General features: G+C 51.4%; 16 protein-coding genes and 3 pseudogenes. 5 read left to right on the plus strand and 14 right to left on the minus strand.

The window, feature by feature from the left end:
- The first annotated feature begins 51 nt into the window (after positions 1–51).
- On the plus strand, positions 52–594 hold the full coding sequence (locus tag G6Q29_RS01320) for an SOS response-associated peptidase family protein (protein WP_165464238.1): 543 nt from the start codon (positions 52–54) through the stop codon (positions 592–594).
- 265 nt (positions 595–859) lie between these two features.
- Complete coding sequence (locus tag G6Q29_RS01325; protein ID WP_165464239.1) at positions 860–1,399, plus strand: hypothetical protein; 540 nt, start codon at positions 860–862, stop codon at positions 1,397–1,399.
- Positions 1,400–1,638: 239 nt separating this feature from the next.
- Here G6Q29_RS01325 and G6Q29_RS01330 read toward each other — a convergent pair.
- A pseudogene (locus tag G6Q29_RS01330) lies at positions 1,639–2,240 on the minus strand (DUF4113 domain-containing protein); the annotation flags it as partial.
- A gap of 334 nt (positions 2,241–2,574) precedes the next feature.
- On the opposite strand from G6Q29_RS01330, the gene G6Q29_RS01335 reads away from it, so the two are divergent.
- Positions 2,575–2,853: a hypothetical protein gene (locus G6Q29_RS01335; protein ID WP_165464240.1), complete on the plus strand. Its 279-nt coding sequence runs from the start codon at positions 2,575–2,577 to the stop codon at positions 2,851–2,853.
- On the opposite strand, the gene G6Q29_RS01340 is transcribed toward G6Q29_RS01335, so the two are convergent.
- From G6Q29_RS01340 to G6Q29_RS01350, 3 genes and pseudogenes are all read right to left on the minus strand, one after another.
- Entirely contained in the window at positions 2,854–3,315 is a 462-nt protein-coding gene (locus G6Q29_RS01340; protein WP_165464631.1) for a lysis protein, read from the minus strand.
- An 8-nt stretch (positions 3,316–3,323) separates the two neighbouring features.
- A complete protein-coding gene (locus tag G6Q29_RS01345) occupies positions 3,324–3,764 on the minus strand; it encodes a lysozyme (RefSeq protein ID WP_165464241.1) in 441 nt (146 codons plus the stop codon).
- Positions 3,751–3,828, minus strand: a pseudogene (locus G6Q29_RS01350) (phage holin family protein); the annotation flags it as partial. The gene G6Q29_RS01345 and the pseudogene G6Q29_RS01350, both read right to left, overlap by 14 nt.
- A 3-nt stretch (positions 3,829–3,831) precedes the next feature.
- Between G6Q29_RS01350 and G6Q29_RS01355 the strand changes: the two are divergent.
- Together G6Q29_RS01355 and ttcA are read left to right on the plus strand one after the other, a co-directional pair.
- A pseudogene (locus tag G6Q29_RS01355) lies at positions 3,832–4,589 on the plus strand (site-specific integrase); the annotation flags it as partial.
- A gap of 49 nt (positions 4,590–4,638) precedes the next feature.
- Positions 4,639–5,574: a tRNA 2-thiocytidine(32) synthetase TtcA gene (gene ttcA, locus G6Q29_RS01360; protein ID WP_032609308.1), complete on the plus strand. Its 936-nt coding sequence runs from the start codon at positions 4,639–4,641 to the stop codon at positions 5,572–5,574.
- Positions 5,575–5,616: 42 nt separating this feature from the next.
- Here the strand turns inward: ttcA and dbpA are convergent, their stop codons facing one another.
- The 10 genes from dbpA to tssF form a co-directional block, all read right to left on the minus strand.
- The gene (gene dbpA, locus G6Q29_RS01365) at positions 5,617–6,990 is read right to left on the minus strand and encodes an ATP-dependent RNA helicase DbpA (protein ID WP_165464242.1); all 1,374 of its coding nucleotides are present in this window, start codon (positions 6,988–6,990) and stop codon (positions 5,617–5,619) included.
- Between the two features lie 57 nt (positions 6,991–7,047).
- Positions 7,048–7,194, minus strand: coding sequence for a hypothetical protein (locus tag G6Q29_RS01370; protein WP_373418637.1), 147 nt, complete (start codon positions 7,192–7,194; stop codon positions 7,048–7,050).
- Between the two features lie 280 nt (positions 7,195–7,474).
- Positions 7,475–8,458: a zinc transporter ZntB gene (zntB, locus tag G6Q29_RS01375; protein WP_165464243.1), complete on the minus strand. Its 984-nt coding sequence runs from the start codon at positions 8,456–8,458 to the stop codon at positions 7,475–7,477.
- A 90-nt stretch (positions 8,459–8,548) separates the two neighbouring features.
- Positions 8,549–9,679 (minus strand): methyl-accepting chemotaxis protein, encoded by a 1,131-nt coding sequence (locus G6Q29_RS01380; protein ID WP_165464244.1) that lies wholly within the window; start codon positions 9,677–9,679, stop codon positions 8,549–8,551.
- A gap of 316 nt (positions 9,680–9,995) precedes the next feature.
- Complete coding sequence (locus G6Q29_RS01385; protein WP_165464245.1) at positions 9,996–10,484, minus strand: hypothetical protein; 489 nt, start codon at positions 10,482–10,484, stop codon at positions 9,996–9,998.
- Positions 10,485–10,512: 28 nt separating this feature from the next.
- Entirely contained in the window at positions 10,513–11,829 is a 1,317-nt protein-coding gene (locus G6Q29_RS01390) for a VasL domain-containing protein (RefSeq protein WP_165464246.1), read from the minus strand.
- Positions 11,830–11,852: 23 nt separating this feature from the next.
- The gene (gene tssE / locus G6Q29_RS01395; RefSeq protein ID WP_165464247.1) at positions 11,853–12,308 is read right to left on the minus strand and encodes a type VI secretion system baseplate subunit TssE; all 456 of its coding nucleotides are present in this window, start codon (positions 12,306–12,308) and stop codon (positions 11,853–11,855) included.
- The gene (gene tssJ / locus G6Q29_RS01400) at positions 12,308–12,853 is read right to left on the minus strand and encodes a type VI secretion system lipoprotein TssJ (RefSeq protein WP_165464248.1); all 546 of its coding nucleotides are present in this window, start codon (positions 12,851–12,853) and stop codon (positions 12,308–12,310) included. Before tssJ ends, tssE begins: the two co-directional genes overlap by 1 nt.
- Positions 12,831–13,916 carry a type VI secretion system baseplate subunit TssG gene (gene tssG / locus G6Q29_RS01405; protein WP_165464249.1) on the minus strand — a complete coding sequence of 362 codons (1,086 nt, stop codon included), beginning with the start codon at positions 13,914–13,916 and terminating at the stop codon, positions 12,831–12,833. Before tssG ends, tssJ begins: the two co-directional genes overlap by 23 nt.
- Positions 13,880–15,634, minus strand: coding sequence for a type VI secretion system baseplate subunit TssF (gene tssF / locus G6Q29_RS01410; protein ID WP_165464250.1), 1,755 nt, complete (start codon positions 15,632–15,634; stop codon positions 13,880–13,882). The genes tssG and tssF overlap by 37 nt, the downstream gene beginning before the upstream one ends.
- Positions 15,635–15,641 lie beyond the last annotated feature (7 nt).

The following is a 15,641-nucleotide window of genomic DNA, read 5'->3' on the forward strand; positions in this document are numbered from 1 at the left end:
CTTTTTCTCCCTGCCATATACTTTAAGTCTGACATCTGGCTGGAGATTTCTATGTGTGGGCGTTTTGCACAAGCTCAAACGCGTGAAGAATACCTGGCTTACCTGTCCGATGAAACCGATCGCGACATCGCATACGACCCTGAACCAATCGGACGTTACAACGTGGCACCCGGCACAAAGGTGTTGCTGCTGAGCGAACGCGACGAGCAACTACATCTCAATCCGGTGCTTTGGGGTTACGCGCCCGGGTGGTGGGATAAGCCGCCACTGATTAACGCACGCGTCGAGACTGCGGCTACCAGTCGAATGTTTAAACCTTTGTGGCAGCATGGCCGGGCGATCTGCTTCGCTGATGGATGGTTTGAATGGAAAAAGGAAGGCGACAAGAAACAGCCCTACTTCATTCACCGGGCAGATGGCCAGCCAATATTCATGGCGGTGATAGGCAGTACACCGTTCGAACCTGGCGATGAAGCTGAAGAGATAGCCATAGGCGGAGCAGTGCCAGCCGTCAAGTTTACCTGGCACGCTGTGAAGCGTGCGGTGGGGAATGTTAGGAATCATGGACCGAAGTTGATCGAAAAGCTCGAGTGAGATAAAAATTCATTTCGTAGGCCAGCCAGAAACGAAATCTATGTGACAACACCCCCTACGTTATGGTTTTAATTTATGCAATTATTTTTTATGATGTACGTTTGGCCACCTGTTAACTTTGAAGTGACTAGAGCTATGGACTTTAGTGTGAGACTATCTAATCTAGCTTATCACTGACGAAATTTTACATGTAGCCAGTATATGGTAAAAATTAACTTTTAGCATTACTCAGCGCCCCCTCATTAAGTCCAATTGGAGATAACATATGGAAGTTCCTGAGCATAAACAATTAAAATATCCAAACCAACTTGCAGTGGTTTTATCAAAATATTTACTTGCTCAACAAGACGACATCTTTTCAAAAAATGTTGTAGATCTAAAATCTAAAACTTTAAAAATGGAGTTTGTACTTAAGACAAATATCAACAAAGGCAATTCATACCCATCCAATATATCTTTTAATTCGCTTAAAGAGTTGTTCCCTGAATTTGAGGTTAATACATATGGTGATAGAAATCTTGGAGTTGGCTTTGGTGAGTTCACATTTATAAGAGAGTATAAGCTACCAAACATAGATGCAGAAGCCTCAATCACTGAAGGTAAAAAAAAATTTATGGAGAAACTTTTTTTATGGCAATTATCCAGCTGCATTTGTGCTCATTTAAATACTGCAGCAAAGTCACAAATGCTTAAGAGATTCAAAGATCCTAGTGAAAGAAAATTAACCGCCAGATATAAAAACATCATTCATAACATATTTAATCGCTTTTCCAAGAGAAATAACAAGTTTAACGATTACAGGTAAGCACAATCTTACCCTCATTAACAAGAAGGGTTTTCAACCCTTCATTTTCGATAAATTTAAAAAGCAAACACAAAGGTCACAAACCATCCCATCCTTATCAACCCATAATTAAACCCTGACACAAGGAGTCACTTTACTCAAACAAATAACCCTCATTTAAACTGAAAAAATGATTCTTATTAACTACACATTCAAATTTAGACACTCACAATCATTTGAACATGTTTTTTAATGTTAACTTACCTTACTTTTAGTAGATCACTGTATCTTGTAGTATACCGCGGTGAAAGCATTTCTCGCTTCATCTGCCATTGCTGCTGAATGCCCTGTCCAGCAAAGTAAAGCGTACCTTTCCCATCTTTGGCGTTCAAGTGATCGAGCACCTCCATTAACCTTTCACTACCGGCCCGTGGCGCATTCTCGTCAAATAAATTGAGTTGGGCCACGCCCTCACGCCCTGGCTGAAGAAGTCCCCAAGCATTATTCCTGCCTTCTGGTATCGGTGCCCATTCTTCCAGATTTTGTCCAGGCACTTAACCGCAGCGTTGAGGATGTCACGGCTATCCTGCGTTGGCGTGAGCAACTTCATTGAGGCGCTGCTGCCGTAGTACGGCTCGTTAAGTGCAAAGGAAGAGGTCTTAACGAAGGCCGAGATAAACCGGCAGTATTGGTGCTCGCCTCGTAGTTTTTCAGCACCACGGGCGGCATAGCTGCAGATAGCCTGGCGCATCTGTTCGTACTCGGTAACGCGTTCGCCGAACGACCGGCTGCAGACGATTTCCTGCTTTGCCGGTGCAAACTCTTCAAGATCGAGACAAGGCTCGCCGCGCAGCTCCCGGACATTACAGCTCACTCAGGCCGCATGAATATAACGGTGGATTATCACCAAACGAATCGGAAAACCGATACTGGAAAAACTCTAAAACGATGGCCAGTTTTAGTTGACCACTTCACCTGTGAAGGTTTCGCCTGTTTGGGGGGTTAGCGTGATTTTATAGATGTCGGATATTGAGAGCCTATTTATCCGCTTAAAGGGATATTTGGTTGATTATCCGCTGTAGGGGTATTGTCATTACGATGGGTCTGCCAACGATCATGACAATAAAAAAGCCCGACCGAAGTCTGGCTCTTGATTGGATATGTTATGATTCAAAGCAACTTGTAAGGAGGCGGCTATGCACATAAATACCAAGTACAGACTTGGAGCTCTGCTCTACCTCATGGCGGCATATGCTATTGCTCTGCCATTGATGTCATTTATATTTGATGTGGTGATTGGCGGTAGTCTTATTGATATATGGAAAGGTGCTTATTCCTTCTCTGAATTGCTTAACCATCGCGAGGATCTTTATCTCATGATGGCAGGGCTAGGTGCTGCCATAGGATTTATCTACTGGCTCTTTTTTTACAGAAAATACCAGCACTACGACCCAATGGATAAATACTTTAAGTAGTTACTGACATTGACTGGTGATGTATTGCTGCAGCACTCTCAGGGCTGACTGGTCTTGCCTGATTCCGGATCGGATACCGAGAACGTTTCGTCCAGCAGCATCAGAGAGTTCGATGGTTGCATCATGGCCCATGCTGGAGGCGCTGGCGGCTTCGGTTGAGGCTGGCACTGGACAGCGGCCTTTGACGAGCACCCGACCACCATTATCAAGCTTGCGCTGCAGAGCATCATTTTCAGCTTTCGCATCTGCTAATTCCTTCGTGTATTTGGCATCCAGTGCGGCCACATCACGCTGGCGCACCTTCATGTCATCGATGGTATTGTTCGCAAGGCTGAACTTCTCAGTTGCCTTGTCGCGCTGGTCTTTGTAGGTGATGGCGTTGTCGCGGTAGTGGTTCACGAAAAACGCCAGTCCGCCGATTAACGCAATCACCACAAACTGCAACCAGTAACGCTTAACCAGTGCGCCAATCACGACAGGAACAGAGCGCGCTCCGCCCCACGACGACGGGTGAGCCCATTCAGAACCTTGCCGCCCGCTTTATTCCAGCGCAGGAACTCTTCGGCGGCGCCAGCATAATCACCGGCGTTAAGCTTTCTCAGGAGAGTCGATGTCGATAAAGACCGTGCGCCGAGGTTGTACGTGAAAGACACCAGGGCGTCGAATTGCCCCTGATTCAGCCCCACTTTAACCAGGCGGGACACGTCACTTTCGTAGCTGACCAGTCCAGTTTTCAGCAGGCGTTCTGCCGTTTCCTGCTTAATCGTCATCCCGGCACGGATTGGTTTGCCGTCGACAGGCTGAGTCCAGCCATAGCCGATCGTCCAGACGCCGACGCTGTCCTGGTAGGCGGTAAGCTTGCAGCCTTCGAACTGCTTGATAAGGGCAATGCCTTTATCACTGGTTTGCATTCTTCATCCCCGTCAGGCGTTCCCAGAAGTACGTCAGTGCAACGGAGCCCATCGCCCCGCTGATATCGTGAATAACTATATATCGCTACTTTGCTTCCTTCTTCGGTTTGCACACAAACCAGACTTTATCAGTGGCAAGCCTTTGAAGGGATCAAGAAATTACACAAAGGGAAAGTAAAACCGGATCCTTTAACGAAGCAGGAGTTTAGCTTGCTTGCGGAATCCGAGCGTGGCCAAAGCCTGAATATGTGGACATTCGCAGTATATACTGGCGTCCGTCATGGAGAGCTCGCAGCTCTTGCCTGGGAAGATATTGACTGGGAAAAAGGTACAGCCCATATAAAGCGCAATCTTAATGCGTTGGGCATGTTCGGCCCACCAAAAACCGAAGCAGGTAAACGGGTTATCACACTATTAGAGCCGGCACTTGAAGCCTTGAAAGCACAGCGCAAGCTGACAGCACTACAGCCTAAAACCGAAATTGTCTTTAATCATCGTGAGTATGGCGCAGTGGAGAATCAAAGCCTGCGATTCGTTTTCATACCCCGGATACGCAAAGGGGAACAGAAAGCCTACTACTCTTTATCGAGCATCGGTGCGAGATTCAACGCAGCTGTAAAACGTGCTGGTATTCGCCGCCGGAATCCGTACCATACGCGGCATACTTTTGCCTGCTGGCTTTTATCTGCTGGCGCTAACCCGTCTTTCATAGCCAGCCAGATGGGGCATGAAAACGCGCAAATGGTCTATGAAGTCTACGGTGCGTGGATTGAAGAAATGAATGGCGAACAGGTGCTGATGCTTAACGATAAGCTGACACGCTGAAAAATTTTTGCCCCTATTATGCCCCTATTGGCTCCGAAGGTAGTAATAAATGCAAGAAAATCAATCAAATACAAAGAAAGAACAGTACAATCTGAATAAACTGCAAAAGCGTCTGCGCCGTAACGTGGGCGAAGCCATTGCAGACTTCAACATGATTGAAGAAGGCGATCGCATCATGGTCTGCCTGTCGGGTGGTAAAGACAGCTACACCATGCTGGAGATCCTGCGCAATCTACAGCAAAGCGCACCTGTGAACTTTTCCCTGGTCGCGGTTAACCTCGATCAGAAACAGCCGGGCTTCCCGGAGCATATCCTGCCGGAGTACCTTGAGAACCTGGGCGTTGAATACAAAATCGTAGAAGAGAATACCTACGGCATTGTTAAAGAGAAGATCCCAGAGGGCAAAACAACCTGCTCACTCTGCTCACGTTTGCGTCGCGGCATTCTGTACCGCACCGCAACTGAACTGGGAGCGACCAAAATTGCGCTTGGTCATCACCGGGACGACATTCTGCAAACGCTGTTTCTGAATATGTTCTACGGCGGCAAAATGAAGGGAATGCCACCGAAGCTGATGAGCGACGACGGGAAACACATCGTGATCCGCCCACTCGCCTACTGCCGTGAGAAAGACATTGAGCGTTTCTCTCAGGCCAAAGCGTTCCCTATCATTCCGTGCAATCTTTGCGGCTCACAGCCGAACCTGCAACGTCAGGTCATTGGCGACATGCTGCGTGACTGGGATAAACGCTATCCGGGCCGCATCGAAACCATGTTCAGCGCCATGCAGAACGTGGTGCCTTCGCACCTCGCCGACGTTGAACTGTTCGATTTCAAAGGAATTAACCACGGTTCAGAAGTGGTGAACGGCGGGGATCTGGCGTTTGACCGCGAAGAGATCCCGATGCAGCCTGCTGGCTGGCAGCCAGAGGAAGAGGATGCACAATTCGATGAACTGCGCCTGAACGTGGTAGAAGTCAAATAACCTGGCAGCGTCTCAGATATCGTTTCTGAGACGCTTTCAGGCTTACTTAAGCAGCCGAACGCGGCAGGTTTTCCCTTTAATCTTTCCGCCCTGCAACTGTTTCCACGCCTTATGCGCAACCGACTGGCGAACCGCTACGTAGACATGCGCAGGATGAACCGTAATCTTGCCAATATCTGCCCCGTCGAGACCTATATCTCCTGTTAACGCCCCCAGAACGTCACCGGGACGCATTTTGGCCTTTTTACCGCCGTCGATGCACAGGGTGGCCATTTCCGCCGCCAGCGGAGCAATGCTGATATTACCCGGTGCATTCACCCAGTTGAGTTTCAGTTGCAGCATTTCCGCAAGAATATTGGCGCGCTGCGCCTCTTCAGGCGCACAGAAGCTGATGGCGAGGCCACTGTTACCCGCACGTGCGGTACGCCCGATGCGGTGGACATGCACTTCCGGATCCCATGCCAGTTCAAAATTCACCACCAGTTCAAGCGATTTAATATCCAGGCCACGGGCTGCGACATCCGTTGCAACCAGCACGCGAGCGCTGCCGTTAGCGAAACGTACCAGCGTCTGATCGCGATCGCGCTGTTCCAGATCGCCATGCAGCGATAATGCGCTCTGTCCGGCATCATTCAGGGCATCGCACACCGCCTGACAGTCTTTTTTAGTATTACAGAACACCACGCAGGACGCTGGCTGGTGTTGGCTCAGCAACTTTTGCAGCAGTGGAATTTTGCCCTGCTGCGATGTCTCGAAGAACTGCTGCTCAATTGCCGGCAACGCATCGACGGTATCGATTTCAATGGTCAGCGGGTTCTTCTGCACGCGCCCGCTTATCGCCGCAATCGCCTCAGGCCAGGTGGCAGAAAAGAGCAGCGTCTGACGTGTGGCTGGCGCAAAGCGGATCACTTCGTCAATCGCATCGCTGAAGCCCATATCCAGCATGCGGTCAGCTTCATCCATCACCAGCGTCTGCAATGCATCAAGTGAAACAGTGCCTTTTTGCAGGTGATCGAGCAGACGGCCCGGCGTTGCCACAATGATATGCGGCGCGTGCTGAAGGGAATCGCGCTGCGCACCGAACGGTTGCCCGCCACAGAGCGTTAAAATTTTAGTGTTTGGCAAAAAACGCGCCAGACGACGCAGCTCACCCGCGACCTGGTCGGCCAGCTCGCGCGTCGGGCAGAGTATAAGGGACTGGGTCTGAAACAGGGTTGCATCAATGTGTTGTAACAGACCTAGCCCGAATGCAGCCGTTTTTCCAGTGCCGGTTTTTGCCTGCACGCGCACGTCACGGCCTTCAAGGATAGCCGGCAGCGCGGCGGCCTGGACAGGGGTCATAGTGTGGTAGCCCAACTCATTCAGGTTGGATAGTTGGGCTTCAGGCAGAACGTTCAGCGTGGAAAAAGCGGTCACAATATACTCTCGTGGTAATGATTGCAGTCAGATGGCGCGTATCCTCGCAGATCTGCGCTAACGATGCGACAATTTAATCGGTTCTTCATCCGGCGGCGGATCCGGCATCGGCTGCGGACGAGGGACAGGGTCGGGTATCGGCGTCGGATCGGTGGGCACCGGATCGGACTGCCAGGTGGTCAGGCGTTGCAGGGCAAGTAGCATACTCATCTTTTCCTCCAGATTAGGGTGCTGACCCATAAAGGGTAGACGCAGATAAACAGGAGGCAAAAAAAAGCCGACTATGAAGTCGGCGTCGTACGAATCAATTGTGCTATGCAGTAATTCAAAAAAAGGAAGTAAGACAATATGGAGCGCAACGCCCATCGCTTGACGTTGCATTCACCTGCGGGAGTAATATTGCACCTAACATGGTCGGAGTTTATTGACTTTGCTCAATTAAAATGTCGTTTTGAAGTCGGATCTGCCTCAGAAAAGTGTAAATTTACAGCCATTTACTGCGATGCAACCACCATGCAACACCCCCAATCAAAACCACTAACATGACGCAAAAGGTGGTGAAGCCATAGTGATATTCACCGCCGGGGATCCCTCCGAGGTTTACGCCAAACAACCCCGTCAGGAAGGTACTCGGTAAAAAGACCATCGCCATCAGCGACATGGTGTACGTTCTCCTGGCTAACGACTCCTGCATCACCTGGGCTATCTCATCCGCCATGACTGCCGTTCTGGCAATACATGAGTCAATCTCGTCCAGACCACGTCCGAGCCGGTCAGCGATATCCTGCATTCTGCGGCGCTGATCGTCGTTCATCCAGCTCATGCGTTCGCTGGCCAGTCGCGCATAAACGTCGCGCTGGGGGGTCATATAGCGGCGCATCACAATGAGCTGCTTACGCAGCAGCGCCAGAAAACCACGCGGGGGGATTTGCTGATCGAGCAGGTTATCTTCCAGATCGATGATTTTATCGTGAAGCTCTTCTATAAACTCGCTGGCATGATCGGTCAGCGCATCACACACATCCACCAGCCAGCTGCCGCAATCCGTAGGTCCGGTGCCCTCTTTCAGATCGTTAATGACGTCATCCAGCGCCAGCACTTTTCGCTGGCGGGTGGAAACAATCAGCCGTTCGTCCATATAAACACGCATGGCCACCAGCTGATCCGGACGCTCATCCGTACTGCCGTTTATACAACGCAGCGTAATTAACGTCCCCTCACCCATCCGGCTCACGCGGGGTCTGAGACTTTCTCCCGCCAGCGCATCCCGAACGTTGTTGGGCAACAGCGGCGTGGACGCGAGCCACTCGGCGCTGTCCGGGTGCGTGTAGTTGAGGTGCAGCCAGCATGGATGTTCGCTGTCGATGTGATCCTGATCTTCAAGCGGCCTTGCACCGCCACGTCCATTAAACACCCATGCAAAAACTGCGTCAGGTACGTTAACCTCAGACCCTTTAATGCTCTCCACAGCGCCTCCACCGTTTAATCTCTTTCGGTGTCAGTCTAGCTTTCGCCGAGGGTTAAGCAATAATTATGTAAGGCATCGTCCTGAATACGCTCAGGAATTCACCGCCCATTCGCGGCTTCTTAACGCATTGTCAGCCTGGAACTCATTTTCCAGACGGAAATTACGTGTTCGTGTCTGGAGCTCAATCACCTGATTGCGCAGCACATCTGACGATCCATTAAGTTCTTCAACCATCGACACGTTGCTCTGCGTTACGCGTTCAAGCTCTGACAATGCCTGCGTAATTTGTGAAATACCTTTTTCCTGTTCTGATGTTGAGGCAGATATTTCATCCATCAGTCTGCTTACATTGCCCGAACCGGTAACAATGTCATGCATGTTTTTTTCGGCTTCAGAGACCACGTTAACGCCCTGCGTCACGTTATGGCTGGTAACTTCGATCAATGACTTAATATTTTTTGCCGCTTCGGCGCTACGATGCGCCAGGCTTCTCACCTCACCCGCGACCACAGAAAACCCTTTACCATGGTCGCCCGCTCTTGCCGCTTCAACGGCGGCGTTAAGCGCCAGAATATTGGTCTGAAAAGCGATACCGTCAATCAGCGAGATAATCTCTGTCATTTGCTGTGCGCAGTCGGTAATCGACTGCATATTGTTTGCGACCTGCCCCATTAATTCTCCGCCTTTACGCGCCTGCAACGTCGCGATATTCGCCTGCTCGCTGGCTAAACGGGTATTGTCAGCATTATTTTTTGTACTTGCCGCCATCTGTTCCATGCTGGCTGCCGTCTGCACTAGTGAGGCGGACTGCTGTTCAGTTTTGACGGAAAGCTGTGCGCTACGTGAAGACAGCTGATCTGAAAGGCTCATTGCGGTCTGCGACGAGGCGCGGATTTCACGAACCAGCGTTGCTATATTGTTTGAAAGACTATTAATACCCGGGATCAGTCGTCCCGCACAGTTGTTGCCAAATTCCGGAATCGACACGCCAAGTTTTCCTGACGTCACTTCTTCAATACTTTTTTTCACAGTGTTGATCGGCGTCACAAGATATTTTGTCATGTACGCCCAGAGTAAAAATAAGGCGATGAACTGTACAATTATGACTGCAATAAAAAGCGAAGAATTCCGTGAAAATAGCGCTATAACTCCATCACTTACCAAAAATACACATAAAAGGAAATAGACAATGAACGTTCTGACACTAATATTTCTTAGCATACGTTTTCCTGGGGCATTATATTTTGGTTGGCATTAAGGGTTATAGCATTGCCATAGAAATTTGTCCTCACGTTCGACGCTGGTTTGTTTTTTTGCAGTTTGATTTTTACAGTTTCACTTAAGGTGGATGAATATCATGTTTTATGGGAAATATCTGACTCGTCGTTTGGTGACCCATACCCCTTCATCAACGGTAATTACATATTTTAGGCGGGATACTCTAGAGCATCATTGTTTAGTAATGCTTAATAAGTTAACGTAGTTAATATATATTAACTACGTTAATGCGCGTCCCTCCCGTTAGGATGGCTTACGTTCAGGCCAGACAGTCGATAGCCTGGAAAAAACAGTCCTCAGTCAGGATAATATTGTCTTTTGCACTTTGATGCCCGCGACGAATATACCAACCTGTTTCAGGCGCCATGCTTAAATGGAATATCCTCGCCCCCGATAGACTATCGGGGACAGTAACACTCATCGTCACACACCCCTTCTCCGGCCCCCTAATCACCTGTTCTGGCATAATGGTGACGCTGCGATCCCCATTTTGCAAAATTATCGTCGTAATAGCATAGCGACATATACCGCTACTGAGGCTGTAGCCAACCGTACTTAAATCGGTGATATTTTTTTTAGATAAAATTATTTCAATACCAGAACCTTCAAACCATGAGATGATTTGCTGTGCAAGATCCTCCATCCGCTCACAAAACGCCCTGACTTCGGCCTCAGCCGTATTAACATAGATCGGTTTGTCCCCGATACTTTGCTGCACTTTCTTAAAAAAACGCTCTCTTGCTGACATGTCAACTCCGTATTTTTCGCCAGTCTCATTATTCTTTTTGGTGCTTCAGCAGGACATAGCTGGCAATCAACTGCTGAAGATGCTGTTCGGTCTGGTTTAGCTGCGCTGCTGACAGGGGTTGCCCGGGAGGTAAAATGGAAAGCAGACGAAGCTGCTCCTCAAGCGGAACGGTATGGCTGAAGGACTGCGACATGGCAAACACGGCTGATTTCAGTTCACTTACCGTCATGTACTTCCCCTTCTGTTCATCCAGCGCATTTAGCCTGTTCGTCAACTGCTGTAACTGCGTCATCCCCTGATGCCAGCCATTCAGTTCTGACTCTGCAAGTCCGGCAACGCTAATCTGCTTGTACCACTGTTGCGCCAGGGGTTTGGCCTCTTCAGGCCACAGCGTCAGCGCCTGCTGCACCAGACGGTCGCCGTAGCTTACGGCCCAGTCTGGTTTCAGGAGTAAAAGCTGCGCTAACAGCTGCTGTGTCTTGCCGATCCCTGGTTCAGGTGGCGGTGACGTTTGTTGCAGCGCCTGTAACTGCGCTGTAGAGAGTCCTTCAGGCAATGGAATCAGGGACGCGGCCAGCTGTGTTTGGACTGAATCTGGCGCATGCATCGTCTGCCATCCCACTGCGACGATGCTGGCTGCCGCGAGCGTGAACAACATACCCGCAGCAAATGGCTTCCACTGCTTCACAGGTACAGGAGGCTCTTTATTCGGCAACGGCTCGGGCTGAATCACATAAACCCATTTACAACGCTCTGTCGGTTCTGTGAGATGAAGTCCCGCGGCCTCCACCGCGTGACCCGGCAGACTTACGTCCGTATTTTCGCTATTTTCCAGACGCACTGCTGCGTTCTGCATCATCGTGCGCAGGGCATCAAGCTGAGCGGCATGCTTAAGTTCCAGGCGCTGCAACATGTCACTTAGAGCCTTCAGTTTCTCCTCAGCATGATAAAGCTGCCCTAAATCGGCATACGTCAACGTCAGCGTTCTCACCACCTGTTGCAGGCGTTTGCTCAGTGCGCTGAGGATTTCAACTCGCGCATGAACAGGCTGTGGCCAGAGGCTACCCCACTGGCGGACGACCAGTGCAGCCAGTAGCGCCAGCCCTTCATTCATGCCGTAGAGTCCGGCGAGATGCGTGCGGGCGAGCGTATACCAGGCAGCCGTTTGTAGCTCCACACCGTTATGCTCAAACAGTGACAGACAGAGCGTTTCCGCGTGTTGCCAGTTAACATCCGGGCGTGCCGGATGGGTGAGCTTGTTCATTTCTTCGCGCAAGGCAGCGTAATCCGCAAGCGTGCGCGGGTCGCCGCCGATTTTAAGTTGGCGTTCAGAATTTATTGTCATAACTGTTTTAACCTGAGTAATAACTAGATGGCGGCTCGTGCATCGAGGTATTGCTGTTGTTTCAGATGACGGATTAATACCCTGCCCTCGGGCATAAATTCCGTGCCGTAGCGCACCAGCCCCACCCCCTTCAGCTCCGCATCAATGGCGTAGCGGAGTTCACCGGGCTGAATCTGTTCCTGCATCACCACGTTAATCCGGCTCAGGCGCGGCTCGTATTTCAGCAGCACGGCCGACAGTGTGGTAATCATCTGGTGGGCGGTCCCGGGCATTCCCTGGAGGATTTTTGTCATATCCGGCAGGCCGTAGTCCGGCAGGTGAGCCAGCGTACCTGCGCGGCAGTTGAGGATGCGCTGCATGTTATCGAGTACTGATAAAATCACCTGATTCTGTTCGCTGACCTGGCTGAGGTTCAGGCCACCTGAGAAATTACCGCTCAGCATTTCATACAGCGATGGCGTATTATGTCCCTTAGGCATCAGTCATCCTTCAATGGCTGTAACGTCAGGTGGTTATTCCCGGCCTCCAGAATGCGCGGCTTATCCGGATCGAGATCTTCACGTTTTAGAACCTGCTTCCAGGTATTGTTAACCAGGTCCGGGTGACGAAACAGGCCGACTACCGCGACAAACTGCGTTTCTTCTTCCATTGGCATATCAAGATTTGTATCACCGCCCGGTTTTACGACAACATCGCGGGTCGCCATCAGGTCGGTTTTCAGGATAGTTTCGCCATCTTTCAGTAGTTGCTGGTAAACCGTTTTATCGAAGATTTTACGGTCTTTCAGCTGATAGACACGAACTACCACCGGCTCGGAGAGTGAGTTACTTTCGCGGGAATCGGTGTTTAGCGCTTCACGCGCCGTGAAATCCAGGTGCAGCATCTTAATTTTTTTGTAGAACACGGCGTGAAATGCCGATTTGGTGCCATCGGTGATACCCTGAGTCATCCCGCACCCCGTCAGGCTGAACGCCAGCAGTGCAGGCAACCAGCCTGCGGATTTAATCAAACTTGTACGTAACACGTCGGTTTCCTTGTTGTGGTATTGCCAGCTTCAGACCGGTGTAATAGCCCAGTTCCGTCGTAAAGGTAGGTGGGATATTGTCTTTAAGTTCCCCCTCATCAGCCCCCAGCACGCCGTTCATCCCAAGCCAGAGAGGGCCTTCGCCAAGGGGCGGAACGGCCAGCAGTCGGGTCCGGGTGGTCAGGGTGATCTTCGCCTTAAAACGCCAGCCGAGATAAACCCGCAGCATGACCAGAAAATCCTGATACAGCAGACCGTCCGGCTTCCAGCCCTGTGCCTCCTGTTCATTATCCGTTGTAAGCGCAACCAGCAGTTGGCTACCCGCATCCATCGCTTCGTCACCCAGTGGCGTGTTGCCGTCCAGCAGAAAATCGTCATCACCGTAAAAACCCAGCGGCTGACCAATTTCCACCGGCCGCAGGCAGTATGGACTGACCTTCACGGTGGTATCCGGGGCCAGCAACGTCACCAGCGCCTGCATTCCCTCCTGAGTTTTGCCCGGTTGCTGTAGAACACCCAGCAGAGCCAGAAAACGGGATACCGGTGTGGCAATGTGGTCTGCTGTGCCGGGAATACCCAACCCCACCAGGCCCAGCAGTGACTGCGAGATGTTGTCCGTACCACCGGGTTCAAAGGTGGCCGGATAAGAGTATTTACGCCATATACGGTAAAACTGCGTCAGAATGCGATGGCTGAAAATATCCAGAAAACCCTGTAGTGCGTCATGCCCTTCCCGACGCTGAGCGATGTCATCGAGATACGCCATCGGCAACGGTGAGTCGACACCGTACATTCCCATAAAGGTCGTACGGATAAGTGGTGGCTGGCTGTCATCATCCTCATCATACTCCACGCCTTTCAGCTCACTGGCCGGAAACCCCATCCCCGGATGAGGGGCAAAGCGTACCGGGTCATCGCCCGGGTGGCTGGTCGAGCCCATCTGCGGCCTGCCCGGGTTACGCTTCTCCAGCAGCTGGCATAAACGGTAAAAGTTAATACGATGCAAGTCGGCTTCCAGCCGTGGGCTCAGCCGGGAATGCGGCGATTGTGCTTCTCTTCCCATTCCAGGCGTTCTCCGGTCGGTTGCAGAATGATAATCAGTCGGTTAAACAGATAAATGTCTGTGTAGAGCGCAAAGAAACGACTCAGCATCTCGCCAAACAGGCAGATGTCACCACGCCCGGCAAAGCCATGGCTGTCCAGGGTCACCTCAATCTGCACGCCGCGCACCAGGTAGCCCTGCTCAAAGCGTTCGGTTTCACTGTGCTTCACGTCAATGATGGCTTCCAGGCGGCGACGGTTCATCTCGCTGTCGGTCCATTCATACAGCGCCAGGGTACCGCGCAGCACGTCGGCATTATCCATCATCGACAGAAATCCGCTGCCAAGGTGGCTCAGCACGCGCCAGTGGAAACGGTCCTGCGCCGGTGGGTAACAAGGCAGCGTCGGCGCGCATAGGTTGCGCACGGCAATGTTGACCGAAGTGGTTTTCATCACCGTATCAAGCACGGTGCTTTGCAGCGCACGTCGTGGCAGTTGACCGTTTGTGCCGGTGAGCGTCAGCGACAGGCTTTCGTCTTCCGGGACGGTATGGTTATCAAATGCTTCGCCGCCAAGAATGAGCCAGGTGTTATGCAGACCGGACGGACCTCGGCGCACGCGAGTGTGGTAGTAATATTCCGGTGCTTCATGACGCATCATTCCTCCCTTATGACGGAAGCTCGAAAACGGCACGTAGGTATGCTGGCTCGACGACATCACCGAATCCACGGTGTATATCTCGGTATGGCCATCCTGCACGCGCATCGGGCGCAGCATGTATTCCGTTTGCAGAGAATTGAGCGTCAGCGGATCGGATTCCAGCGGGAACAGGTTAATGACCGGCACGCAATTCAGGCGCAGGTGCTTTTCGGTAAAGCTGAAGTCATGCTCCCAGCGTTCCGCCAGCACCACGTCGATTTCAAACCACGGGAGCTCAGCCGGAAAGACCACGCTCTCCAGCCCGCGCAGCCCCGTGAACATGAATTTCTCGCGAAAGGTGAAGTACTCCAGCAGCAACTGGTAACCGCTGAAACTGCTATCCCCCTTCGGCCACAGCCTGTAATCATCACCAAACCCCAGCGCGGTGAAATACCCGTCCATCGGCCTTCTGTCCGTGTCACCCGGCATGCGCAGCCACAGACGCGCAGTTTTCATGGTAAAAGCTTCATGCATAGCGCAGGCCAGCGGTGCGTCAGCATTGAAATAGAACGGGATCTGGCTGAGATCGACACGGCTCCAGTCAGCAAGATGGCTACAACTGAAGCGCAGGCTGATGACAGAGCGCCCGTCAGGATCAGTCGACAGGCGGGCATGCTCCAACGCCAGTGGCTGAAGGGTTATCTCTTTAGTTGTGGTGTAGCGACAACGCGTGCCTTTTTCACCGATCGGCCGCGAATTGACCTCGAAACCTCTGGCAATACGCATCGGTTCTTTCATCTCACGCCAGACAGGAGTGAACTCCACCACCGACATCGAGGGAATAGTGCGCAGGTAATGCGGCCACAACAGGCTGACCAGCCCTTCAGTCAGTTCCGGCAGGTCGTCGTCAAGCTTCTCGCGCAGGCGGCCCATCAGGAAGGCAAAGCCCTCGAACAGTCGCTCCACGTACGGGTCGCGCGCGCCCGCTTTATCGAGATTGAGCATTGCTGCCTGCTCCGGGTGAGCGCGGGCAAATTCTTCGCCGGCTTCCAGCAGGTAGCGCATTTCAGCGTCGTAATAACGCAGGGTTAAGTCGTCCATAAAAACC

The sequence above is a fragment of the Enterobacter cloacae genome (genome assembly GCF_011078175.1).
Taxonomy (GTDB): domain Bacteria; phylum Pseudomonadota; class Gammaproteobacteria; order Enterobacterales; family Enterobacteriaceae; genus Enterobacter; species Enterobacter cloacae_Q.

Bases quoted from the DNA above. Each gene is read 5' to 3' on its own strand.
- G6Q29_RS01320 (WP_165464238.1), top strand. From the start codon at position 52: ATGTGTGGGCGTTTTGCACAAGCTCAAACGCGTGAAGAATACCTGGCT.
- G6Q29_RS01325 (WP_165464239.1), top strand. From the start codon at position 860: ATGGAAGTTCCTGAGCATAAACAATTAAAATATCCAAACCAACTTGCA.
- G6Q29_RS01335 (WP_165464240.1), top strand. From the start codon at position 2,575: ATGCACATAAATACCAAGTACAGACTTGGAGCTCTGCTCTACCTCATG.
- G6Q29_RS01345 (WP_165464241.1), bottom strand. From the start codon at position 3,764: ATGCAAACCAGTGATAAAGGCATTGCCCTTATCAAGCAGTTCGAAGGC.
- ttcA (WP_032609308.1), top strand. From the start codon at position 4,639: ATGCAAGAAAATCAATCAAATACAAAGAAAGAACAGTACAATCTGAAT.
- G6Q29_RS01370 (WP_373418637.1), bottom strand. From the start codon at position 7,194: ATGCTACTTGCCCTGCAACGCCTGACCACCTGGCAGTCCGATCCGGTG.
- G6Q29_RS01380 (WP_165464244.1), bottom strand. From the start codon at position 9,679: ATGCTAAGAAATATTAGTGTCAGAACGTTCATTGTCTATTTCCTTTTA.
- G6Q29_RS01385 (WP_165464245.1), bottom strand. From the start codon at position 10,484: ATGTCAGCAAGAGAGCGTTTTTTTAAGAAAGTGCAGCAAAGTATCGGG.
- G6Q29_RS01390 (WP_165464246.1), bottom strand. From the start codon at position 11,829: ATGACAATAAATTCTGAACGCCAACTTAAAATCGGCGGCGACCCGCGC.
- tssE (WP_165464247.1), bottom strand. From the start codon at position 12,308: ATGCCTAAGGGACATAATACGCCATCGCTGTATGAAATGCTGAGCGGT.
- tssG (WP_165464249.1), bottom strand. From the start codon at position 13,916: ATGGGAAGAGAAGCACAATCGCCGCATTCCCGGCTGAGCCCACGGCTG.
- tssF (WP_165464250.1), bottom strand. From the start codon at position 15,634: ATGGACGACTTAACCCTGCGTTATTACGACGCTGAAATGCGCTACCTG.